Below are 21,570 nucleotides of genomic sequence, written 5' to 3' on the forward strand. Positions count from 1 at the left end.
TCAGGCCGTAAGAGATTGAAAACCTTGCGCCAAGGCGCGCGTGATCTCGGCGGCCGGCAGCTCGCGGCAGCCGGTGGCATTCTGCCCCGACCACAGCGGAGAAAAATCGCCGCTGCCCTGCGCCTCGGCCTTGGCGCGCAAGGACGCAATGCCCGAGGTGGCCAGCGGAAACTCGGGCGCCGCCGCACCGATCGGCCCCAGCTCGCGCATCACGCGGTTCACGATGCCGCGCGCGGGGCGGCCCGTGAAGAGATTGGTCAGCGCCGTGTGGCGCGCGGCCTGGCTCTTGAGCGCCGCGCGGTGCACCGCGCTGGTGGTCGCCTCCGGCGCCAGCAGATAGGCGGTGCCGACCTGCACGCCCGCAGCGCCCAGCGCCATGGCCGCGGCCACGCCCGCTGCATCGGCAATGCCGCCGGCTGCGATCACCGGCACCTTCACGGCATGCACCAGCTGCGGCAGCAGCGCAAAGGTGCCGAGCTGCCGCGTCAGGTCGTGCGACAGGAAATGGCCGCGATGCCCGCCGGCCTCCAGCCCTTGCGCGATGACCGCATCCACGCCACGCGCTTCGAGCCACCGCGCCTCCTCGACCGTGGTGGCCGAGGCCAGCACCTTCGCGCCCCAGCCATGCACCTGCGCCATCAGCGCCTCCGAAGGCAGCCCGAAATGAAAGCTCACCACCTCCGGGCGGAACTCCGCCAGCACAGTGGCCACGTCGGCACTGAACGGGTTGCGCCCGGGGCCGGTGGGGATGCTCGCGGCATCGATGCCGAACTCGGCGTAGTACGGCGCCAGCGCGCTGCGCCATGCCGCCTCGCGCTCGGCGCTCGGCTCCGGCGGCGTGTGGCAGAAGAAGTTGACGTTGAAGGGCTTGCCGGTGCCGGCCCGGATCGCGGCGAGCTCGCTGCGCATGGCATCGGCGCTCAGCATGGCGCAGGGCAGCGAGCCGAGGCCGCCGGCGTTGCTGACCGCAATGGCCATGGCGCTGCCCTGCACGCCCGCCATGGGTGCCTGGATCAGCGGCAGATCGGTGCCGAGGAGTTGCTGCAAGGGAGTGGTCATGTCGAATGTTCCTTCTGGATGCGCCATGCGCGCCAGCGCGTATTTTGCGGCGAAGCCCAAAGCCCTGCGTTCAGCCGGCAGGCGCTGCGGGAAGCCGCTTCTCCAGCAGGCGCAGGCCGATGGCCATCGCGATGAAGACAGCCGCGACAGCCGCCGAAGTGAGCGCCGCGCGTGCAAACCCGAGTTGGCCCACGTCCATGAACGGATACGGGTACCAGCTCACGAACGCGCCGCGCACGAAGGTGTAGACGATCCATGCGAGCGGCAGCAGCACGGCCCGCCCGATGGTGCCGCGGTCGGTGCGCGGCCGCGGTCCGACCAGGGCCCAGCCGAGCACCGTGAACACCGGCGTCACCGTGTGCAGCAGGAAGTTGGCAAGCTGCCCCGAGGGCGTGAGCTCGCGCAGCCCCGTGAGCACCGTGTGGAACACGATGCCCGTGACCGCGATGCAGAGCACCGCCGTGAGCCGCAGCACCCGGAACAGCCGCCCGTCATGCGCGGGACGAAAGGCGAGCAGCGCGCAGACGCCGCCGATGAGCAGGTTCGAATCGATGGTGAAGTAGCTGAACAGCCGAACGAAGCGCTCCAGATGCGTGGGCGCGATGCCGGGGCCGCCACTGATCGCCGCGCTCAACTCGAGGCCGATTCCCCCGGCCGCGGCCAGCGCCACCACGCCGTGCAGAAAGCGCGCGAGCGCAATGGGGCCCGAAGCGGCTTGCGGTGCGGTCTTGGCGATATACGGTTGTGGCGGCATGTGAACCTCCAAAGCTTGGCGCATCGAGAGTATGCCGAAGTGAATGCTTTCAATTTCTTGCCGCTTCGGCATGGATCCATTGCAGGAAGGCCGCGACCGATGACCGCTTGGCGTGCCGTGGTGGATACACCGCAAAGTGCGCCTTGACCTTGATCGCCTGATCAAGGCCGAACACGGGCCTGAGCTTGCGCTCGGCAATGTGCCTTGCGGCAATCGTCGCACTTTCAAGCGCAACGCCCAGGCCTTGGGTGGCTGCATCGAGCGACATCTGCGCCCGATCGAAACGGATGGCAAACCTGTCGGGCGCCCGCTTGTCGCTGAACTGTCCGAACCAGTCCGACCACTGCACCACGCTGACGTTGCTCTGGATCAGCTTCACGCCGCCGAGCTGTTCGATGCGCTTCAAGCCGTGCTGCCGGATGAATGCAGGACTCGCGAGCGGCACGATGCGCTCCTCGAACAGGGGTTCCACCACCAGGTCGGGCCAGTTCGGTATTCCATAGCGGATGTCGATGTCGGCCTGGCCCAGGGCGAAATCGCTGGTTGTGTGCGCGGCCGACAGGTTCAGCGAAATGTCCGGGTAAGCCTGCGCAAAGCCACGCAGCCGCGACATCAGCCAAAGGCTCGCAATGCTGGGCGCCGAGTGCACATACAGGCTGTTGCTCACGCCTTGGCGCAGATCGTCGGTTGCCGATGCGATGGCCAGCAACGCGCCGCCAACTTTCGACAAGTACATGTCGCCCGCGGCGCTGAGCCGCACGCCGTGGGCGCTGCGCTCGAACAACCGCACACCGAGATGCGCTTCAAGGCGCGACACCTGATGGCTGATCGCCGAGGCAGTGAGGTGGAGTTCCGACGCTGCAAGGGCAAAGCTTCTTCTTCGTGCCACCGCTTCGAAGGCCTGCAGGTTGGTCACGGCGGGCAGTGTGGACATAGGGTCAACCCGGTCGTTAGATGACAGATCGTCATCTTAGGCTGAAAACACATCGCTTGTCGTCATGCCTTGGTCCGACGACCATCGCCAACCACACCACTCTGGAGACAAATCGATGCTGCTCAAGGACAAGATCGTCGTCATTACCGGCGGCGCCGGCATCAACGGCCTCGGGTTCGCCACGGCGCGCCTGATGGCGGCCCATGGCGCCCGTGTCGCGGTGCTCGACCTGGAGCGCGCCACCCCTGCGGCGGCGGCCGCGCAACTCGGCCCCGAGCATCTTGGAATCGTTGCCGACGTGACCGACAAGGCCTCGTGCGATGCCGCCGCCGCGGCTGTGCTGAAGGCATTCGGCCGCATCGACACGCTGGTCAACAACGCAGGCATCACGCAGCCGGCCAAGACGCTCGAGATCAGCGGTGCGGACTATGACCGCATCCTCGATGTCAGCCTGCGGGGCACGCTGTACATGTCGCAGGCGGTTCTGCCTTCCATGCAGCAACAGGGCGGCGGATCGATCGTCTGCATCTCGTCGGTCTCCGCGCAGCGCGGCGGGGGCATCCTGGGTGGCCCGCATTACTCGGCGGCTAAGGCCGGCGTGCTTGGCCTGGCGCGCGCCATGGCGCGGGAGTTCGGCCCCGAAGGCATCCGCATCAACAGCATCACGCCCGGCCTGATCGGCACCGACATCATCAAGGGCAAGCTCACCGAAGAGAAAAAGGCCGAGATCGCCGAGACCATTCCGCTCGGCCGGCTGGGCCGCGCCAACGACATCGCCGGCGCCTGCATCTTCCTTGCCAGCGACCTGTCGCTGTACTGCACGGGCATCACGCTCGACGTGAATGGCGGCATGTTGATCCATTGAGCCCCTGAGCCGGCGACCCCTTCTCATTTCTACAACCAGGAGACAAAACCATGACCGAGCCCAAGCCCACCCCTGTGAAACTGAAACGCCGGCAACTGCTGGCCGCAGGCGCAGCGCTGCCCCTGTTTTCGATCGTCACGCGCCGCGCGGATGCTGCCGAGTTCGAACTCAAGTACGCCACCGGACAGGATCCGACCCACCCGGTCAACTTGCGCGCCAAGGAAGCGCATGACCGCATCCGGGAAGCCACCTCGGGCCGGGTCAACATCAAGCTCTTCCCGGCCAACCAATTGGGCAGCGACACGGACCTGCTGGCGCAAGTACGAAACGGCTCGGTCGAGTTCTTCAATCTCTCGTCGCTGATCCTGTCGACCTTCGTGCCTGTCTCGGGCATCACGAGCGTGGGCTTTGCCTTCAAGGGCTATGACGACGTCTGGAAGGCGATGGACGGCGACCTGGGCAACCACATTCGAGCCGAGATCGCGAAGACACCCATCTTCACCGTCTCGCGGATCTGGGACAACGGCTTCCGCCACGTCACATCGTCCGGGCGCGAGATCAAGTCCGCAGCCGACCTGAAGGGCTTCAAGGTGCGGGTGCCTCCCGCACCTCCGCTGACCTCCCTGTTCAAGGCCCTGGACGCCGCTCCATCGCCGATCAACTTCAACGAGGTCTACACCGCCTTGCAGACCAAGGTGGTGGAAGGCCAGGAGAATCCGCTCGCCATCATCTCGACCGCGCGGCTCTACGAAGTCCAGAAGACCTGCAGCCTGACCGGCCATGTCTGGGACGGCTACTGGGTGCTTGGCAACAAGCGCGCATTCCAGAAGCTGCCACCGGACGTCCAGCAGGTCATCACGCGAGAGATCGACAAGTCCGCCATCGATCAGCGGGCCGACGTTGCCAGGCTCAGCAGCAGCCTGGTGTCCGACCTCAAGGCCAAGGGCGTCGGCTTCATCGACGTGCAGCAGGAAGACTTCCGCAACAAGCTGGCGAGCACGGGCTTCTACGGCGAATGGAAGTCGAAGTACGGCGCTGCACCATGGGATCTCCTGGAGAAAGTCTCCGGCAAGCTCGGCTGATCGACCGCCGTCCGCCGTCCGCCGCGTGAAAGAAAACCATGAACATCTCTAGTGACGAGCCCGGCGCTGCCGGGACCACGGCTCTGCCATGCCGGCGCGGGCCGCTCGCATGGCTCGAGACCTTGAACAAGGCTCTGGCCATGCTGGTCGAAATTCCGGCCGCGCTGCTGGTGCTGGCCGAGGTCGTCGTGCTTCTTGCCGGCGTGACCAGCCGCTACGTGTTTCACGAGCCGCTGGTGTGGTCTGACGAACTGGCTTCGATCCTCTTCCTCTGGCTGGCGATGCTCGGCTCGATCGTTGCGTTCCAGCGCGGCGAGCACATGCGCATGACGGCGATCGTGGGCAAGCTCGATTCGAGCAAACGGGCCTTCCTGGACCTGATCGCCATCGCTGCGGCCATTGCCTTCCTTGCATTTGTCGTTCACCCCGCCTACGAATTCGCGCAGGACGAGGTCTTTGTCACGACGCCGGCCATGGGCATCCCCAACTCCTGGCGGGCATCGGCGCTGCCGGTCGGCCTCGGACTGATGTTGCTGGTCGGCGTCATCCAGATCCTGCGCATCGGCCGATGGAAGGATGCGGGCCTGGCGCTGGGCCTGGTCGCCGTGGTCATTGGAGGAATGGCACTGGCCGGACCCCTGCTGGTGCCGCTGGGCAACTGGAATCTCCTCCTCTTCTTCGTGTTCGGCGTGGGTGCCATGGTGCTGCTGGGCCTGCCGATCGCGTTCTCGTTCGGACTGGCGACCTTTGGCTACATCGCGCTGACGACCAGCACGCCAACGGTGGTGGTCGTGGGCCGGATGGACGAAGGCATGAGCCATCTCATCCTGCTCGCGGTTCCGCTGTTCGTGCTGCTCGGCCTGCTCATCGAGATGACCGGGATCGCCCGCGCCATGGTCAGCTTCCTGGGCAGCCTGCTGGGGCACGTGCGCGGCGGGCTCTCTTATGTGCTGATCGGCGCGATGTATCTAGTCTCCGGCATCTCGGGATCCAAGGCTGCCGACATGGCGGCCGTGGCACCGGCACTCTTCCCCGAGATGCGCAAGCGGGGCGCGAAGCCCGGCGATCTGGTCGCATTGCTCTCCGCAACCGGCGCGCAAACCGAAACGATCCCGCCCTCGCTGGTGCTGATCACGATCGGTTCCGCGACGGGCGTCTCGATTGCGGCCCTCTTCACGGGCGGCCTGCTGCCCGGGGTGGTGGTCGGCGCGAGCTTGGCCGCACTCGTGTGGTGGCGCTATCGGGGCGAGGACCTGTCGGGCGTGCGCAAGGCGAGCGGCCGCGAGATCGCCAGGTCGTTCCTGATCTCGATCCCTGCCCTCGCGCTGCCCGTCGTCATCCGCGCAGCGGTGGTCGAGGGCGTCGCAACGGCGACGGAAGTATCGACCATCGGCATCGTCTACGCGGTGATCGCCGGACTTCTTGTGTACCGCCAGTTCGACCGGAAACGTATCTATCCGATGCTGGTCAGCACCGCGTCGCTTTCCGGCTCGATCCTGTTCATCATCGGTGCTGCCACCGGCATGGCCTGGGCCCTCACCCAATCGGGATTCTCGAGCGCCCTGGCGGACACGATGAAGGCGCTGCCAGGCGGCGCCATCACCTTCATGGCGGTATCGGTTGTCGCCTTCATCATTCTCGGATCGGTGCTGGAGGGCATCCCGGCCATCGTGCTGTTGGGTCCCCTGCTGTTTCCCATTGCGCGCCAGGTCGGCATCCACGAAGTGCACTACGCGATGGTCGTGACCCTCGCGATGGGCATCGGCCTCTTCGCACCGCCGTTCGGCGTCGGGTACTACGCGGCCTGCGCCATCAGCCGGATCCATCCGAACGAGGGCATGAAGCCGATCGTCGGCTACATGGTCGCCTTGTTCATCGGAACGGTGGCCGTGGCCGCAATTCCCTGGATCTCGATCGGATTCCTCTGACATGCGCACGCAGGAACACGGACCGCCCGGGCGGCCGCCTCTCGCGATCGTCGCGCCCCACCTTTTCTACACACTTTTTCCAGGAGATTTCCGTGTCTGACTTATCAACGCTTCAACAAAGCGCCCGCCGCATTCGCGCCTACGCACTGCGCATGGGCGAAGTGCAAGGACAGGGCTATATCGGCCAGGCGCTCGGGTGGGCCGACGTCCTTGCGGTGGCCTACAAGCACGCGCTGGCGTACAGGCCCGAGGAGCCGAAGTGGGAAGGCCGCGACCGCTTCCTGCTGTCCCACGGCCACTATGCGATTGCCTTCTACGCCGCACTGATCGAGGCCGGGATCATTCCCGAGGAAGAGCTCGAAACCTACGGCAGCGACGACAGCCGGCTGCCGATGTCCGGCATGGCCACCTACACGCCGGGCATGGAAATGTCCGGCGGCTCGCTCGGGCAAGGCCTCCCGATTGCCGTCGGCATGGCGCTGGGGCTGCGTCTGAAGAACAACCCGGCCTTCGTCTACAACTCGATGTCGGACGGAGAACTGGACGAGGGATCGACCTGGGAGGCTGCGATGGGCGCCGCGCACCACCGCCTGCCCAATCTGATCTGCCTGGTCGATATCAACAACCAGCAGGCCGATGGCCCGTCCGGAAAGATCATGGGCTTCGAGCCGCTCGCCGCCAAATGGGAAGCGTTCGGCTGGCACGTGCAGCGCGTCGATGGCAACGACCTGCCGGCCGTCATGGCTGCCTTCGATGCCGCGCGCGCACTGAAGGAAGAAAAGCCGCGCGTCATCTTGTTCGACACATTGATGGGACGGGGCGTCCCCTTCCTCGAGACCCGGGACAAGAACCATTTCATCCGCGTCGACCCGCCGGAATGGCAGCAAGCCATCGCCCATGTCGACAGCGCGCAATCCGAAGGAGCCCTGTGATGAGTACCACCACCGAAAAGAAGCCGAGGCTCACGACCTCCGCGATGATCGCCTCCATCGCCAGCGAAGGCCAGCGCGTGACAGCGGCGCCGTTCGGCAAAGCCCTGGTCGAGTTGGGCCGCAGCCGTCCGGAGATCGTCGGGATGACGGCCGACCTTGCCAAGTACACCGACCTGCACCTGTTCGCGAAGGAGTATCCCGAGCGGTTCTTCCAGATGGGCATGGCCGAGCAGTTGCTGATGGCGGCCGCGGGAGGCATGGCCAAGGAGGGATTCATTCCCTTTGCGACGACGTACGCCGTCTTCGGCACCCGCCGGGCCTACGACTTCGTGCATCAGGTGATTGCGGAAGAGAAGCTCAACGTCAAGATGTGCTGCGCGCTGCCGGGGCTGACCACCGGCTATGGACCGAGCCACCAGGCCACCGAAGACCTGGCATTGATGCGCGGCATCCCGGGCCTGACGATCATCGACCCTTGCGACGCGCTCGATATCGAGCAGGCCGTACCTCAGATGGCCGACCATCAGGGCCCCGTCTATATGCGGTTGCCGCGCGGCAATGTGCCGCGCGTATTGGACGAGTACGACTACAAGTTCGAACTCGGCAAGGCCAAGCTGATTCGCGACGGAAAAAGCGTACTGGTGATCGCCAGCGGCTTCATGACGATGCGCTCGCTCGAGGTCGCCGAGCAACTCAGGAATGACGGCGTCGATATTGCCGTGCTGCACGTGCCCACGATCAAGCCGCTGGATGAGGCAACGATCCTTGCCGAAGTCCGGCGGCTGGGCCGGCTGGTCGTGGTGGCGGAGAACCATTCGGTGATCGGCGGCCTTGGCGAGGCGGTGGCGGGCCTCCTGATGCGCTCGGGAGTCTCGACGGCCTATCGCCAGATCGGCTTGCCCGATGCGTTCCTCGACGCGGGCGCCCTGCCGACACTGCATGACCGCTATGGCATCTCGGCGCAGATGATGAGCCGGCAGATCAAGGGCTGGGTATGAGCCCGGCGGCCGAACAGTCCCGCTGCGTAGGCATGACTGCCAGGAAGAAGGTGGGGTTCATCGGGCTGGGCGCGATGGGCCGCGGCGCCGTCGGGAACCTGATTGCGAAGGGCTTCGACGTGGTGGGTTGCGACGTGCGTCCCGAAGCACTCGAGTGGCTGCAAGCGCAAGGCGGCGTTCCAGCCAACTCGCTTGCCGAGATGGCCGGCCAGGTCAGCGTCGTGGTGTGCTTCGTCGTCAATTCGCAGCAGACCGAAACCGTGCTCTTTGGCGACAACGGCCTGGTCGGGAAGCTGGCGGCCGGAACCGTGTTCATCACTTGCAGCACCATGGATCCAGGCTATGTTCGTGCGCTTGAAGGGCGGCTGGCGCAGCACTCGATCTGGCTGGTCGATGCACCGGTCACGGGGGGCGCCGTCGGCGCGGAACGCGGACAACTGACAATCATGGGCTCCGGAAAGCGCGAGGCCTTCGAGCTTGCGCGTCCTGTGCTCGAGACCTTCGGCACCCGCGTGCACTACCTGGGCGCGGCTGGCTGTGGTGCGCAGATGAAAATTCTCAACCAGCTGCTCTGCGGCGTCCATCTGGCTGCGGCGGGAGAAGCGCTCGCACTCGCAAGGCGCCAGGGGCTGCCGCTGGATCTCACGCTGGAGATTCTCTGCAGCGGAGCGGCCGGGTCCTGGATGCTCGCGGACCGGGGCCCCAGGATGATCGCGGGCAAGTTCGACGACATTACGTCGGCCGTCGATATCTTCGTCAAGGACATGTCCCTGGTGCTCGACGCGACGCGCGAATCGCGATTTCCTGCCGCGCTCGCACATGCTGCATATCTTGCCTTCCTCGGCACCGCGGCGCGGGGACTTGGTGCGCAAGACGACTCTGCCGTGACAACAGCCTACGAAGCTGCAACAAAGTCATGATGGCCGCAGGGCTGCCACCTCGCGCAGCCGCCGGTGCGCCGCATCGTCCCAGGCAATGGGCTGCTGGTTCTTCGCATGCAGATAGTGGTGCGTGAACACCGCGAGGTAGGCATCCAGCGTCTCTTCGGCAACAGGCTCGCCCGCCAGGCTCATGCACATCGCGGCCACCTCGCTGGTGCAGAAGTGGTCGTCGCGGCCGGAGTTGCGCAGCCTGTATTGCGTGATCCGCTCCGGCTGCAGGCTCAGCACCGGCAGCCGGTCGAGATAAGGGCTTCTGCGGAACATCTTGCGCGCCTCGGCCCATGTCGCGTCGAACAGGATGAAGAGCGGGCGTTTCGCGCTGCCACTGCCGTCCGTTCCAGGCGCCGGAACGGCCAGGACCACGCGCTCGGGTGCCGCATATTGCCCCGGGAACACCACGTAGGGCTGCCATTGCGGATCGTCCAGCAGCGCCAGCAGCGCGGGATCGGTTTCGGTGCGGGCCCAGCCGAAGGCGAAAGTATCGGCCACCACGTCGGCGACCAGCCATCCGGTGTTGGTGGGCTTGAGCGGCTCGATGTCGGCCATGAGCAGGCACACCCCCGCGCGCGTTGCCACCGAAGGACGCACGGCGCACATGCAATGGCTGGGCACCAGGCGGCAGCCCGCGCAGCGCTCGCGCTTGAAGCCGCCACGGGCGAGAAAGGGTTTGGCGCTGCGCGCCAGGCGCGCGGCGCGAAGGAGGGAGACGGCGTGGGGCATGCACCGATTCTCGGCGGCTCCTGGACGCCCGGTGCGCCGGACAGCTAGATCAGCTGCAGATCCTTCGGCGCCACCCCGTCGAACACCCGCGCAAGCTGTGCCGGCGAAAGGCCGTACATGCGCCTGAACAGCCCGCCGAACACCGCGCGGTATTCGTTGAGCACCGGATAGTCGCGGTTCTGGAACAGCGTGGCCTGCGCCACTTCCTGCTGCTCGCCCACGACGCGCCCGCCGGCCTGCGCCGAGAGTCCGCCGCCGAGCACCCAGTACACGCTGCCATGCCCGTGGTCGGTGCCGCGGTTGCCGTTCTCGCGGAAGGTGCGGCCGAACTCGCTGATGACGACCACCACGGTCTGGCGCCAGGCGTCGTCGCCCATCTCCTCTGCGAACCCGGCCACGCCGCGGCCCAGTTCCTCGAAACGGTTGGCAAGATAGCCGGTGGCGCCGCCCTGCCCCACGTGCGTGTCCCAGCCGCCGACGTCGACGAAGCCGAGGTCGAAGCGCTCGCGCATGAGCCGCGCCATGCGGCGCGCGACGAGTTCGAAGCCCTTGGCCGTCATGGCGTTGCGGCTGGCTGCGTCCATCTCGGCCTGCATGGCGCGCACCACTTCGTCACGCACCTGAAAGCCCTCGGCCACCGGCTGTGCCAGCGCCGTGTTGCGGTACATCGCCGAAATCACCTCGCTCTGGCGTGCATCGATCGAGGGACGCGCGCTGCCCGCGAGCGCCATGTTGGCGGCCTTGGCGTTGCCGCGCATCGCGATCGGCAGCTGGTTGGTGAACGCCATGGGCGACACGCCGGCCAGCGGCCCGGCACCGAGCACGGAGGCCAGGCGGTTGAGAAAGCCCGAGCCATAGTCGCGGCGCTTGTCGAGCGCCTGGCCCAGCTCGATCGAGTCCTGCGTCTCGAAGTGGCTGCGCGTGAGGTCGTCGGTGCCGGCGAAGGCGATGAAGGAGGCCTGCTTCTGCTCGAACATCGGCATCACGCTTTGCGCCAGTGCGGGGTGCAGGCCCCAGCTGCCGTCCAGCGGCAGCGCGCCGCCGGGCATGCCGGGCCGGGCGATGGCGATGTTGGGGCGCGAGGCGTAATAGAAGTCGCTGTCCGTGGGCACGAGCAGGCTGGCGCAGTCGTAGGCGCCGCGCAGGAACACGACCAGCAGCTTGGCGCCTTCGGCCGCGGGCGCGGCCATCAGCCGGCCGGCGGCGCCCGCGAACGGCGCGGCGGCCATGAGCTTGAGCAGTTCTCGGCGTTGCATGGCGGTGTGTCCCTTTCTCATCATCATCAGCGGCGCATCAGTTCCGGCGACGCCAGCAGGAAGGTATTCCACTCCTGCGGGTTTTTCGCCTGCGCCAGCGCCTCGCGCGTGTCCGCGCCCAGGCCCGCCTGCATGGCGCGCACCGCGTGAGAATCGGCCAGGGGCGGGAATGCGGGTTTCTCGAGCGGCGCCTTGTCGTCCGTGCGGAACAGCACGGCGCCATTCGCACCGATGGCGCGCGCGATCTCGAAGCGCGTGTTCATCTGCCCCGCGCTGGCCCAGGCGGCTTCGTTGAGCGGATAGCCGTCGGGCGTTTCGTGGCCGTACAGCGGCTCGCCCATGCGGTTGATCCAGCCGAGCATCGGGTTCACGTTCGACACCACGCGGTCGTCATACGCGAGCCGCACGCCGGCGATCACGTAGTGCACCGGGTCGCGGAACTTGCGGCCGAGCGAGGCGGCGAACTCGGGCGATTCGAACATCGCCTTGAGCGTGACGGCGATGTTGCCGTCGCTGCGCGTGAAGGCCGCCGCCATGCGTTCGACCAAGGCCTGCGGCGGATCGTCGGAGACGAAATACACGGCGAGCTTGCGCGAAATGAAGCGCGCGGTGGCCGGCGCGCGCGCCAAGCGGTCGAGCGCCTCGTCGGCCTCGGCCAGGCCGTGGCTCTGGATGGGCTGGCCCAGCAGCGTCTTCGGCCCGTAGTCGTGCCGGTTGGGGTTGAACTCGAACAGGCCCCGGCGCACATAGTCGGCGCGCAGGGCCGGCCGCACGTTGGGCGGCGGCGCATCGAGCGGCTGGTAGCTCACGCCCACGCCGGTGAGCACGCGCGCCAGCTCCTGCACGTCGGCTTGCGAATAGCCGCCGCCCACGCCCATGGTGTGCAGCTCCATCAGCTCGCGCGCGTAGTTCTCGTTGATGCGGTTGGCGGCGTTCTGCGCGTTGTCCAGGTAGCGCAGCATCGCGGGGTGGTGCAGCGTGGCGCCGAGCAGGTCGCGGAAGCTGCCGAGCGCATGCGGGCGGATCGCGTTCTCTTCGTAGTCGCCCACCATCGCGCGGATGTTGTCCTTGCGCAGGTTGACGTTGAAGTGGTTCATCCAGAACCACGTCATCTGCTCCTGCAGTTGGTTGGGCGAATAGAGCGCGCGCAGCACGAAGCGCTGCTGGGCCTCGCGCGCCAGTTCGTTGAGCTGCCGCTGGTAGGCCTGGCGAGCGGCCTTCTTCTGGTCTTCGTCGGGCAAGGCATCGGCGGCCTTGCGCTGCGCATCGAGTCCGGCGACGAGCTGGTCGAGCGGCGTGCGCGAAATGGCCATGGCATCGACCTGCGCCTGCGCGGCCGGCGGCAGCGGCGCGGGCCGCGGATTGAGCTGGTCGCGCATCCACAGCGGCAGGCCGCGCCGCGCCAGCTGTGCCTCGCTGCTCGCATTGGCGCCCCAGCCGACTCGGTCGAGCCAGCGCAGCCGCGCGGCTTCGTTCATGGGTGCAGAAGGCAGGGACACCGACACCAGCGGCCGATGGTTCCCCGGCGCGCCCGCGCAGGCCGTGAGCAGCGCCAGCGCGCATGCAGCCAGCGCCATCGGCACGCGGCGCGGGGAGAACAACAACCACTGCGAAGCGGCGGCCGCCACCGCATTCACTCCGTGCGCAGGTCGTGGCGGCGCACGTCGCCGATGGCGTGCTGCGCGGTGCCGAGCGCCGCGTCGACGTGCGCCAGGCCGCGCTGCTGGTATGGCCGCGAGCGCGGGTCGTCTTCTTCGCGCGCCACGTCGGAGCGCACCTTGCGCAGCAGGTCGACCGCCGCATGCAGGCGGCCCTGGCGCGGCAGCCACGCATCGGTGGGCTCGCGCCATTCGACGGGCTTGCCGTCGAGCCATGCCGCGTGCTGCAGCTCGCCGATGGCGGCGTGGATCTCGTCGAGCACCACCTGCTCGTCGCGCGAGACGTTCCCGTCTTCGGGACGGCGGTGCTCCACCTTCCAGGCGGCCATGCGCAGGTCGGACAGGGCGTGCAGGTAGAACGGGTGCCTGCCGTATTCGTCGGCCAGCGCGGGCAGCGAGGCCGCGGCCATGAGAACGAGTGCGGCGATGAGGCTTTTCTTCTTCATCTTCGGAGCTCCTGGGAGTGACGGCGGTTCAAGGACGCTTCCTCAACCGCCGTGCCCCGCTCCGCGTTGACGCACTTTACCTTCGCGGCGCCGCGCAAGGCAGCGCCTAAGCTCCAGCTAAGTCAGGCAACCGCCACGCTGGCGGGTGCAGCGCCGGCAATCTGGCGCAAGGCGCGCTCGAACACCTCGACCGGCTGGCCGCCCGAGATCAGGTGCTGGTCGTTGATGATGATCGCGGGCACCGAATGGATGCCGGCGTCGGTGTACATGCGTTCGCGCTCGCGGGTTTCGCGCGCGAACTCGCCGCTCGCAAGGATTTCGCGGGCCCGCGCCGCATCGAGCCCGGCCTCGGCGGCCAGGCGCACCAGCACCTCGGGGTCGGAGGGGTTCTGGCGGTCGGTGAAGTAGGCCTTCAAGAGCAGCTTCTTGAGCGCCGCCTGCGTGGCCGGGCTTTCGAGCTCGGCCCAGTGCAGCAGGCGGTGGGCGTCGAAGGTGTTGTAGATGCGCGGCCGGCCCTCGGGGCTGAACTCGAAGCCCACCTCGGCCCCGCGCTGGCGGATCATCTCGCGCGCCTCTGCCTGCTGCTCGCGCGTGGAGCCGTATTTCTGGTTCAGGTGCTCGAAGGTGTCCTGGCCTTCGGGCGGCATCTGCGGGTTCAGCTCGAAAGGCTGGAAGTGCAGCTCCGCCGTGATGCCGGGCGCGACGCGCCGCAGCGCCGCCTCGAGCGAGCCCAGGCCGACGGCGCACCAGGGGCAGGAAACATCGGAAACGAAATCGATCTTGAGATGGGAGGTCATGCCCGCCATTCTTCATCGCCCCGACGCCCTTGGTGCGCGCAAGGTCTTCAGGCCGCGGCCTTGGCGATGCGTGCGGTGGCGAGCGTTTCTTCGCGCAGCCGGTCGTATTCGAGCTTGTCGACCGGCACCGCATCGGGCTTGCCCAGGTCGTTCATGTGCACGCGGTAGGTTTCGCGTGCGCTCAGGGCCGAGACCGCGGCAATGGCGCAGATCGCCAGCGTGATGGCGCCGACGGTCAGCGGGATGTTGGCGGCGCCGGGAGGCGCGACCGCCACGAACAGCGCGGGCAGCAGCGCGGTGATCGCGGTGCCGATGTTCTGCGAGATCGCCATGCCCGAGACGCGGGTGCGCGTGGGGAACATCTCCGGATAGAAGCTTGGGAACACGGCGTTGTAGCCCTGGTAGACCACGCCCCACATCAGCAGCGACATCACGATGGCCAGCGGCACGTTGTGGATGCTGATGGCATACAGGTAGCCGAACGACAGCAGGCCCGAACCGATGGCGCCCACGGCGATCGGCAGGCGGCGCCCGACCTTGTCTGACAGGTTGCCGACGAACGGGATCACGATCACGGCCAGGATGTTGCCCATCACCGGAATCCAGAGGTAGATGTCCTTCTCGAAGTTGATGCCGTAGCCCGGCTGCACCGCGTAGGCGGCGCCGAAGATGGTCGCGACCACCGGGATCACGTTCATCAGCGAGCACAGCAGCACGCGCAGCATGTCGGCCCAGCTCTCGGTCACGGCCTGGATGACGGGCGCCTTCGGCACCTGGGCGCTCTTCTCGACTTCGGCAAAGGCGGGGGTCTCCTCCACTTCCCTGCGGATGATGTAGCCGGCCACGATGACGATGAAGCTCAGCAGGAACGGAATGCGCCAGCCCCAGGCGTTGAAGGCGTCCTTGTCCATGTAGTGCGCGAGCGGCAGGAACACCGCGGCCGCCATGATCTGGCCGGCCTGCACGCCCTGCAGCGTGAAGCTCGCGAAGAAGCCGCGGCGTCCGAACGGCGCGTGCTCCAGGATCATCGAGCTCGCGCCCGAGATCTCGCCAGCCACCGCAAAGCCCTGGATCAGGCGCAGCAGCACCAGCAGCGCGGGCGCCCACAGGCCGACCTGGTCGTAGGTGGGCAGCAGGCCGACGGCGACGGTGGAAAAGCCCATCAGGAACATGCACAAAATGAGCACCGTCTTGCGGCCGTGCGTGTCGCCCCAGTGGCCCAGCAGCAGCGCGCCGATCGGCCGTGCGACGTAGCCCACGCCGTAGGTCGCGAGCGACGCGATGATCGCGATCTGCGGGTCGCCCTTGGGAAAGAAGATCTGCGGAAAGATCAGCGCAGCCGCGGTGGCGTAGATGAAGAAGTCGTAGTACTCCAGCGCCGAGCCGATCCAGCCGCTCGCGGTGGCTTTCTTCGACTGGTGCTTGCCTTTCGGCTCGTGGGCCGTGATGGTTGCCATGGTTTGTCTCCGGGTTGACGAAAAGAATCTTTATTGCTGCGCCTGCGATGCCATGCGCGCGGGTGCGTTGAGCGCGCCGTAGGCGTCGTAGCCCGCGGTGCGCTGTGCCAGTTCGAAGAAGAGTCCGCCTTCGATGTTCTCGGTGTAGATGTGCAGGTAGTCGCCCGCGGGCGAACGGTCGAACAGCACGCCCGCGGCGCGCAGCTTTGCGAGCAGCACCGGGTCCAGGTCGATGCGCGTGGCCAGGTCGTCGTAGTAGTTGTCCGAAATGGGCACGAAGCGCGTGCCCGCGGCGCGCAGCCGCGCCACGCTCTCGAAGATGTCGTCGCAGCGCAGCGCAATGTGGTGCACGGCACCGCCGCCGGTCAGGCTCAGCGTGCGCGCGGTGCGGGTGCGCTGGCTCAGCGACACGTTGAGCACCAGCCGCAGGCTGCGATCGGCGTTGGCCACGCCGCGGCTGCGGATCAGGCCGAAGGGGTCGGCCAGCTCCAGGCTTTCGCCGGGCTCCAGCCCCAGCACGGCGCGCGTGAACAGCACCCAGGTGTCGAGCTGGTCGAGCGCAAGGCCGAGCGCCACGTGGTCGACCTGCGCGAGCCCGGCGCCGCGGACATCGGCCGCGGCGTCTTGCTCGAGGATGAAGTCGGCCTCGTACAGGCCGTTGGTGCCCAGGGCCTCGGGCACGAAGTGGATCAGGTTGCCGCCCGGCGCCACGATGGCCGGCACGCGCAATTCGTTCGGGCCGACCGGGCTGTCGTGGCGCTGCGAGCGCATGGCCGTGGCGCGCTCGACGGCGGCCTGCGGATCGGCGCAACGCACGCCCAGCGCGCACACCGAGGTGCCGTGCGCCTCGAAGCGGCTGCGCGCGAACGAATCCGGCTGCGCATTGACGATCAGGTTGATTTCGCCCTGGCGGTACAGCGCCACGGCCTTGGAGCGGTGCCGGCCGACGCGGCGGAAGCCGAGCTGCTCCAGCAGCGCGCCGAGCGTGCCGGCCGAGGCCTCGTCGGCCGCGAATTCGATGAACGACAGGCCCGAGAGCGCCGGCACGGGCGGCGGGCTGAACAGCTCGACCTGCGGTTTCAGCGCCGGCACATCGGCAGCGGAAGCCAGCCGCTGCCGCGCCTCGCTTTCGAGGTACAGCAGCGAGCGCATGGCGTCCACCGCGGTGCGCCGGTTGGGCGTTTCGCGGAACAGGTCGTTGAAGATTTCCAGCGACAGCGCGCCGGTGTAGCCCGCGCGCAGCACCTGCTCGAAGAAGCCGATCACGTCGAGATCGCCCTGCCCCGGGAACGAGCGGTGGTGGCGCGCCCACTGCAGCACGTCCATCGACAGCAGCGGCGCGTCGGCCATCTGCAGGAAGAAGATCTTGTCGCCCGGAATGGCGGCAATGCCCGTGGCATCGTCCTTCAGCGACAGCGTGTGGAAGCTGTCGAGGATCAGGCCAAGGTGCGGGTGGCCGGCCTGCTTCACAATGTTCCAGGCCTGGCCGTACAGCGAGGTGTGGCGGCCCCAGGCCAGCGCCTCGAAGCCCACGCGCAGATTGCGGCGCGCGGCGCGTTCCGCGAGCTCGTGCAGCTGCGCGGCGGCCAGCGCCGGGTCGTTCACCGAGAGCGGCGAGGTGTTGGAGCAGCACAGCATCAGCGGCGCGCCCATGGCCTCCATCAGGTCGAACTTGCGCTCGGCGCGCTCCAGGCTGCGGCGGAACTGCGCCTCGGGCATGCCCTCGAAATCGCGGAACGGCTGGTACAGGTCGATCGAGAGGCCGAGGTCCGAGGCGATGCGGCCCAGCTCGGCGGCGCTGCCCTTGAAGTTGACGAAGTCGGCCTCGAACAGCTCGATGCCGTCGAAGCCTGCGGCCGAAACGGCTTCGAGCTTCTGGCGAAGCGTGCCGCTGAGGGAGACGGTGGCAATGGAGCGATGCATGGGGGGTGACTGTAGGAATAGCCGCCGCCGCCCACAACGCTCCACATGTGCTCAGCGTTCGATCATCGGACGCGTGCGTGCATTGTTCGCACGGATTAGGGGTTAGACCTAGGGCCGTCCCCTGGGCTCGGAGCCCGCATTTCTCAAAGGCTGCGCCAGTAATCGATCAGCAGCTGCGTGAACTCGACCGGCCGCTCCACCGCGCTCAGGTGCGCCGCGTCGATGGTGGCCAGGCGCGCGCCGGGAATGGCGGCCACGATGGCTTCGGACATGGCCAGCGGCGTGGCCTCGTCCTGCAGGCCCGCGATCACCAGCGTGGGCACGGCGATGCGGCGGTTGCTGTCGCGGAAATCGATGGCGGCCACCGCGTTGCAGCTTTCGATGTAGCCCTGTGCATCGGTGCGCACCAGCACGTCGTGCAGCGCCTCGGCCGCGGCCTTGCCCTCCTGCGTGGTGACGTAGCCGTGCGTGAGCCAGCGCGCCACCGCGCCCGGCGCAATGGCGGCCACGCCCTTGGCGGCGACCGTCTCGGCGCGCGCGCGCCAGGGCGACTGGTCGGGGTAGTGGGCCGACGAATTCGCGATCACCACGCTGCGCAGCAGCTCGGGATGGCGCACCGCCAGCGCCTGCGCGGTCATGCCGCCCATCGACAGGCCGACGAAGTGCACCGGCTCCCCGCCGGCCTCGCGCTGGATGAGCTCGGCCGCGTCCTGCGCCAGCGTCTCCACGCGCAGCGCACCCGGCACCACCTGCGAGCCGCCATGGTTGCGGTGGTCGTAGCGGATCACGGTGTGGGCGCGCGCAAGCTGCTCGGCCACGCCGTCCCACATGTGCAGGTCGCAGCCCAGCGCATGGCTCAGCACGACAAAAGGACCGCTGCCTTCGCGGACGACGTTCAAACGGGTCATGTTGATTCCTTTTCTTTCATCGGATGTTGAAGACGCGGCAGCCAGAGGAACGCGATGGTCAGCAACCCGCAGCCCGCGAGCAGCATCGGAACGACCATCGGCCAGGCGCCGTTCGAAAAATCGGTGTCGACGAACTGCGCGGCCACCTGCCCGACGCTGAACGCCACCATCATCATGCCGAAACCCGACCACGACACGGCCCGCCCCGCAAGGTGCGGCAGGTCGCCCACGGCGCCGGCCTGGCCGCAGGGCTGGTGGATGCCGTGGCCCAGGCAATAGACCGCGTGGCCCGCGAGCAGCGGCAGCGCGCTGTGCGGCGCCAGCCAGCAACCCAGCGCCTGGATCGCCGCGCCCGTGATGCTCAGCGTGGCGCCCAGCTGCACGGTGCCCACCGGCCCGTATCGGCGCAGCAGCCGCCGGCACATCGTGGTGCTGAAGATGTAGACCAGCGAGCCGCCGGCGGGAATCCAGCCGTACATCGCGGGCGACCAGCCCAGGTAGCCGATGTAGACCATCGGCGACAGCAGCAGGAAGCAGAAAAGGCCGCCGTAGGTGGTTGCGGCCACCGACGCCCAGGCCCGGAAGCTGCGGCTCGCGAACACGGCGCGGGTGCTGCCGCGCGGCGCCGAAGGCTCCCCGGCCAGCGGCCGCCGCGTCTCCGCGAACGAGCGCCAGCACAGCGCAAGCAGCACCAGCGCATAGAGCGCCATCGACGCCATCACCCAGCGCCAGCCGGCGCCCTGCACCAGCCATGCGCCCAGGAGCGGCGCCAGCAGCCCGACCACGCCCAGGCCCGTGAGCCCGCGCGCCATCACGTGCGGACCTTCGTGCGCGGGATAGAGGTCGCGCACCGCGGCGCGCGCGCACACCAGGATGGCCGCCATCGAAAAGCCCTGCAGCGTGCGCCAGCCCGCGAGCACCGCCACGCTGCCGGCGAAGGCGCCGCCCAGCGCCGCGATCGCGTAGCAGCCGAGCCCCGCCAGCAGCACCGGCCGGCGGCCGAAGCGGTCGGCCAGCGGGCCGCACAGCAACTGTGCAAAGCCGAAGGCCAGCACAAAGAGCGTGAGGCTGGTGCTGGCCGAGCCCAGCTCCATGGCGATGGCGGGCAGCGCGGGCAGGTAGCTGTCGGTGGCCACGGGCTGCGCTGCGAGCAGCAGCGGCAGCAGCAGGCCGAAGCCGATCTCGAACCGGTCCTTGCGCAGGCTCGGCCCGGTCACTGCGCGGCCGCGGCCAGCAAGCCCTTCTCGCGCAGGATGCCGGCCGCAATGCCGAAGGCGTGGTTCGCCACCGGCACGCCGCAGTAGATGGCCGCCATCATGATGACTTCCTTGATGTCCTCGGGCGTGAGGCGCGATTCGGGCGGGCCGTCGAGCGCGGCGCGCACGTGCATCGCGAATTCTTCATAGGCATGGATGCCCAGCATCATCGACAGCACCATGTAGCGGCGCGTCTTGTCGCCGAGCGCGGGCCGGCCCCAGATGTCGTTCCAGGCATGGCGCGTGATGAGCTCCTGGAACTCGGCGTTGAAGGCGTTGCGGTTGGCCAGCGACTTGTCGACCCAGGCATCGCCGAGCACGCGGCGTCGGTTGACGAGGCCGGCTTCGTAGTCGCTGGGAGGTGTGGTCATGCTTGCTTCGTCGGTCATCAGGGGGTGTCTTTCGCAATCAGTTGGGCGCGCAGTGCCGCGACTTGCCGCAGCGCGGTTTCGCCGGCCGGGCCGGCCAGCGCGGGGTCGAACCATTCGTCCGCCGCCTCGCGCGGCAGCTCCGCGCGCAGGGTGTCGATGTTGGCGCGCATGCGCGCCGCGTCGATCTGCAGGCCGGGCAGCGCACTGGCCAGCGCACGCGCGCTGCCGTGCGCCGACATCAGCAGCTGCGGCCATTCGGCCAGTTCGGCCTGCCAGCCGCCGAGTGCGCGCTCGTGTTCCTGCGGCATCGCGGCCAACAGTGCGGCCACCCGCTGCGGCGCGCGCTGGGCCGCGGCCAGTGCCACCATCGCCGCCACCGGGTTGCGCTTGTGCGGCATTGCGGAGGAGCCACCGCGGCCCGGCTCGGTGGGCTCAGCCACCTCGCCGACCTCGTACTGGCCCATGAGCGCGATGTCGCGCGCGATCTTGCCGAGGCTGCCCGTGAGCAGCCCCAGCTCGCAGCCGAGCGCAACCCATTCGTCGCGCTGCGTGTGCCAGGTGGCGCCGGCATTGCCGAGGCCGAGCTCGTCCGCCACGCGCTGCACCACGGCCGCGCCCTGCCCCTTCATCTGCGAGAGCGTGCCGACGGCGCCGCCGAGCTGCACGCTCAGCGCATGGCGCGCGGCGCCCCGCAGGCGGGCCCGGCTGCGCACCAGCGGCGCGGCCCAGCCGGCGCACTTGAGGCCGAAGCTCGTGACCGACGCAGGCTGCATCAGCGTGCGCGCAAGGATCGGCGTGGCGGCATGCTGCGTGGCGTGCTGCAGCAGCGCCTCGATGGCGCGGTCGACATCGGCTTCGATCAGCGCGATGCCTTCGCGCGTGACCAGCGCCATCGCGGTGTCGATCACGTCCTGGCTGGTGCTGCCGAAATGCACGAAGGGCACGGCGGCGGGATTGAACAGGCCCACGGCCTCCTTCAAGGCCTTGACCAGCGGAATCGCGACGCTGCCGGCGCGGCCGCTGTCGCGCACGATCTTGGCCACGTCGAACAGCTCGACCTTGCAGCTGCCGACGATCGAATGCGCGGCCGTCTCCGGCACCAGCCCGAGCGCGGCCTGCGCGCGGGTCAATGCGGCCTCGAAGCGCAGCATCGCGCCGACGAAGTTGTGGTCGCTGAAGGCGGAAAGCGTCTCGGACGTGGAAAGGAAGCCTTCGAAAATGCTCATGGTGAATGTGTTCTTGCGTCAAAAAAATCGAGCGAGCGCAACCGCATTACACCGCGTCT

The 21,570-nt window shown here is 67.9% G+C and carries 20 protein-coding genes; 6 read left to right on the plus strand and 14 right to left on the minus strand.

The features are described from left to right. The 3 genes from AC1DMS_RS05615 to AC1DMS_RS05625 all read right to left on the minus strand — a co-directional run bounded on the left by AC1DMS_RS05615 (window position 1) and on the right by AC1DMS_RS05625 (window position 2,747). Entirely contained in the window at window positions 1-1,059 is a 1,059-nt protein-coding gene (locus AC1DMS_RS05615) for an NAD(P)H-dependent flavin oxidoreductase (protein WP_478180783.1), read from the minus strand. Between the two features lie 70 nt (window positions 1,060-1,129). Further along, the gene (locus tag AC1DMS_RS05620; RefSeq protein ID WP_478180784.1) at window positions 1,130-1,813 is read right to left on the minus strand and encodes a Pr6Pr family membrane protein; all 684 of its coding nucleotides are present in this window, start codon (window positions 1,811-1,813) and stop codon (window positions 1,130-1,132) included. A gap of 49 nt (window positions 1,814-1,862) precedes the next feature. Next, window positions 1,863-2,747, minus strand: a complete 885-nt coding sequence (locus tag AC1DMS_RS05625) for a LysR substrate-binding domain-containing protein (RefSeq protein WP_012748405.1) — start codon at window positions 2,745-2,747, stop codon at window positions 1,863-1,865. Window positions 2,748-2,862: 115 nt separating this feature from the next. Between AC1DMS_RS05625 and AC1DMS_RS05630 the strand changes: the two genes are divergently transcribed. From AC1DMS_RS05630 to AC1DMS_RS05655, 6 genes are all read left to right on the plus strand, one after another. Continuing rightward, complete coding sequence (locus AC1DMS_RS05630; RefSeq protein WP_478180785.1) at window positions 2,863-3,612, plus strand: SDR family NAD(P)-dependent oxidoreductase; 750 nt, start codon at window positions 2,863-2,865, stop codon at window positions 3,610-3,612. A gap of 50 nt (window positions 3,613-3,662) precedes the next feature. Beyond that, window positions 3,663-4,694, plus strand: coding sequence for a TRAP transporter substrate-binding protein (locus AC1DMS_RS05635; protein ID WP_478180786.1), 1,032 nt, complete (start codon window positions 3,663-3,665; stop codon window positions 4,692-4,694). Window positions 4,695-4,732: 38 nt separating this feature from the next. After that, the gene (locus tag AC1DMS_RS05640) at window positions 4,733-6,622 is read left to right on the plus strand and encodes a TRAP transporter large permease (RefSeq protein ID WP_478180787.1); all 1,890 of its coding nucleotides are present in this window, start codon (window positions 4,733-4,735) and stop codon (window positions 6,620-6,622) included. A gap of 92 nt (window positions 6,623-6,714) precedes the next feature. Next, complete coding sequence (locus AC1DMS_RS05645) at window positions 6,715-7,554, plus strand: transketolase (RefSeq protein WP_012748409.1); 840 nt, start codon at window positions 6,715-6,717, stop codon at window positions 7,552-7,554. Further along, window positions 7,554-8,552 (plus strand): transketolase family protein, encoded by a 999-nt coding sequence (locus AC1DMS_RS05650; protein ID WP_478180788.1) that lies wholly within the window; start codon window positions 7,554-7,556, stop codon window positions 8,550-8,552. Before AC1DMS_RS05645 ends, AC1DMS_RS05650 begins: the two co-directional genes overlap by 1 nt. Window positions 8,553-8,584: 32 nt before the next feature. Beyond that, entirely contained in the window at window positions 8,585-9,472 is an 888-nt protein-coding gene (locus AC1DMS_RS05655) for an NAD(P)-dependent oxidoreductase (protein WP_478180789.1), read from the plus strand. Here AC1DMS_RS05655 and AC1DMS_RS05660 read toward each other — a convergent pair. The 11 genes from AC1DMS_RS05660 to pcaB all read right to left on the minus strand — a co-directional run bounded on the left by AC1DMS_RS05660 (window position 9,467) and on the right by pcaB (window position 21,511). Next, window positions 9,467-10,213: a tRNA-uridine aminocarboxypropyltransferase gene (locus AC1DMS_RS05660; RefSeq protein ID WP_478180790.1), complete on the minus strand. Its 747-nt coding sequence runs from the start codon at window positions 10,211-10,213 to the stop codon at window positions 9,467-9,469. The genes AC1DMS_RS05655 and AC1DMS_RS05660 overlap by 6 nt on opposite strands. 44 nt (window positions 10,214-10,257) lie before the next feature. Continuing rightward, window positions 10,258-11,469 carry a DUF1501 domain-containing protein gene (locus AC1DMS_RS05665; RefSeq protein WP_478180791.1) on the minus strand — a complete coding sequence of 404 codons (1,212 nt, stop codon included), beginning with the start codon at window positions 11,467-11,469 and terminating at the stop codon, window positions 10,258-10,260. A gap of 26 nt (window positions 11,470-11,495) precedes the next feature. Continuing rightward, complete coding sequence (locus tag AC1DMS_RS05670; RefSeq protein ID WP_478180810.1) at window positions 11,496-13,046, minus strand: DUF1800 domain-containing protein; 1,551 nt, start codon at window positions 13,044-13,046, stop codon at window positions 11,496-11,498. Between the two features lie 56 nt (window positions 13,047-13,102). Next, complete coding sequence (locus AC1DMS_RS05675) at window positions 13,103-13,573, minus strand: hypothetical protein (RefSeq protein ID WP_478180792.1); 471 nt, start codon at window positions 13,571-13,573, stop codon at window positions 13,103-13,105. 122 nt (window positions 13,574-13,695) lie between these two features. Further along, entirely contained in the window at window positions 13,696-14,379 is a 684-nt protein-coding gene (locus AC1DMS_RS05680; protein WP_478180793.1) for a DsbA family oxidoreductase, read from the minus strand. 38 nt (window positions 14,380-14,417) lie between these two features. Beyond that, window positions 14,418-15,827 (minus strand): MFS transporter, encoded by a 1,410-nt coding sequence (locus tag AC1DMS_RS05685; RefSeq protein WP_027729462.1) that lies wholly within the window; start codon window positions 15,825-15,827, stop codon window positions 14,418-14,420. Window positions 15,828-15,857: 30 nt separating this feature from the next. After that, the gene (locus AC1DMS_RS05690; RefSeq protein WP_478180794.1) at window positions 15,858-17,750 is read right to left on the minus strand and encodes a bifunctional sugar phosphate isomerase/epimerase/4-hydroxyphenylpyruvate dioxygenase family protein; all 1,893 of its coding nucleotides are present in this window, start codon (window positions 17,748-17,750) and stop codon (window positions 15,858-15,860) included. Between the two features lie 143 nt (window positions 17,751-17,893). Then, on the minus strand, window positions 17,894-18,658 hold the full coding sequence (locus AC1DMS_RS05695; protein ID WP_018905582.1) for an alpha/beta fold hydrolase: 765 nt from the start codon (window positions 18,656-18,658) through the stop codon (window positions 17,894-17,896). Next, on the minus strand, window positions 18,655-19,875 hold the full coding sequence (locus AC1DMS_RS05700) for an MFS transporter (RefSeq protein ID WP_478180795.1): 1,221 nt from the start codon (window positions 19,873-19,875) through the stop codon (window positions 18,655-18,657). Before AC1DMS_RS05700 ends, AC1DMS_RS05695 begins: the two co-directional genes overlap by 4 nt. Continuing rightward, entirely contained in the window at window positions 19,872-20,303 is a 432-nt protein-coding gene (locus AC1DMS_RS05705) for a carboxymuconolactone decarboxylase family protein (RefSeq protein WP_027729465.1), read from the minus strand. Before AC1DMS_RS05705 ends, AC1DMS_RS05700 begins: the two co-directional genes overlap by 4 nt. Then, window positions 20,303-21,511, minus strand: coding sequence for a 3-carboxy-cis,cis-muconate cycloisomerase (gene pcaB / locus AC1DMS_RS05710; RefSeq protein WP_012748422.1), 1,209 nt, complete (start codon window positions 21,509-21,511; stop codon window positions 20,303-20,305). Before pcaB ends, AC1DMS_RS05705 begins: the two co-directional genes overlap by 1 nt. Window positions 21,512-21,570: the final 59 nt, after the last annotated feature.

This window comes from Variovorax sp. 05T418 (assembly GCF_056396385.1).

Bases quoted from the DNA above. Each gene is read 5' to 3' on its own strand.
- AC1DMS_RS05615 (WP_478180783.1), bottom strand. From the start codon at position 1,059: ATGACCACTCCCTTGCAGCAACTCCTCGGCACCGATCTGCCGCTGATC.
- AC1DMS_RS05620 (WP_478180784.1), bottom strand. From the start codon at position 1,813: ATGCCGCCACAACCGTATATCGCCAAGACCGCACCGCAAGCCGCTTCG.
- AC1DMS_RS05625 (WP_012748405.1), bottom strand. From the start codon at position 2,747: ATGTCCACACTGCCCGCCGTGACCAACCTGCAGGCCTTCGAAGCGGTG.
- AC1DMS_RS05630 (WP_478180785.1), top strand. From the start codon at position 2,863: ATGCTGCTCAAGGACAAGATCGTCGTCATTACCGGCGGCGCCGGCATC.
- AC1DMS_RS05635 (WP_478180786.1), top strand. From the start codon at position 3,663: ATGACCGAGCCCAAGCCCACCCCTGTGAAACTGAAACGCCGGCAACTG.
- AC1DMS_RS05640 (WP_478180787.1), top strand. From the start codon at position 4,733: ATGAACATCTCTAGTGACGAGCCCGGCGCTGCCGGGACCACGGCTCTG.
- AC1DMS_RS05650 (WP_478180788.1), top strand. From the start codon at position 7,554: ATGAGTACCACCACCGAAAAGAAGCCGAGGCTCACGACCTCCGCGATG.
- AC1DMS_RS05655 (WP_478180789.1), top strand. From the start codon at position 8,585: ATGACTGCCAGGAAGAAGGTGGGGTTCATCGGGCTGGGCGCGATGGGC.
- AC1DMS_RS05660 (WP_478180790.1), bottom strand. From the start codon at position 10,213: ATGCCCCACGCCGTCTCCCTCCTTCGCGCCGCGCGCCTGGCGCGCAGC.
- AC1DMS_RS05665 (WP_478180791.1), bottom strand. From the start codon at position 11,469: ATGCAACGCCGAGAACTGCTCAAGCTCATGGCCGCCGCGCCGTTCGCG.
- AC1DMS_RS05670 (WP_478180810.1), bottom strand. From the start codon at position 13,046: ATGGCGCTGGCTGCATGCGCGCTGGCGCTGCTCACGGCCTGCGCGGGC.
- AC1DMS_RS05675 (WP_478180792.1), bottom strand. From the start codon at position 13,573: ATGAAGAAGAAAAGCCTCATCGCCGCACTCGTTCTCATGGCCGCGGCC.
- AC1DMS_RS05680 (WP_478180793.1), bottom strand. From the start codon at position 14,379: ATGGCGGGCATGACCTCCCATCTCAAGATCGATTTCGTTTCCGATGTT.
- AC1DMS_RS05685 (WP_027729462.1), bottom strand. From the start codon at position 15,827: ATGGCAACCATCACGGCCCACGAGCCGAAAGGCAAGCACCAGTCGAAG.
- AC1DMS_RS05690 (WP_478180794.1), bottom strand. From the start codon at position 17,750: ATGCATCGCTCCATTGCCACCGTCTCCCTCAGCGGCACGCTTCGCCAG.
- AC1DMS_RS05695 (WP_018905582.1), bottom strand. From the start codon at position 18,658: ATGACCCGTTTGAACGTCGTCCGCGAAGGCAGCGGTCCTTTTGTCGTG.
- AC1DMS_RS05705 (WP_027729465.1), bottom strand. From the start codon at position 20,303: ATGACCGACGAAGCAAGCATGACCACACCTCCCAGCGACTACGAAGCC.
- pcaB (WP_012748422.1), bottom strand. From the start codon at position 21,511: ATGAGCATTTTCGAAGGCTTCCTTTCCACGTCCGAGACGCTTTCCGCC.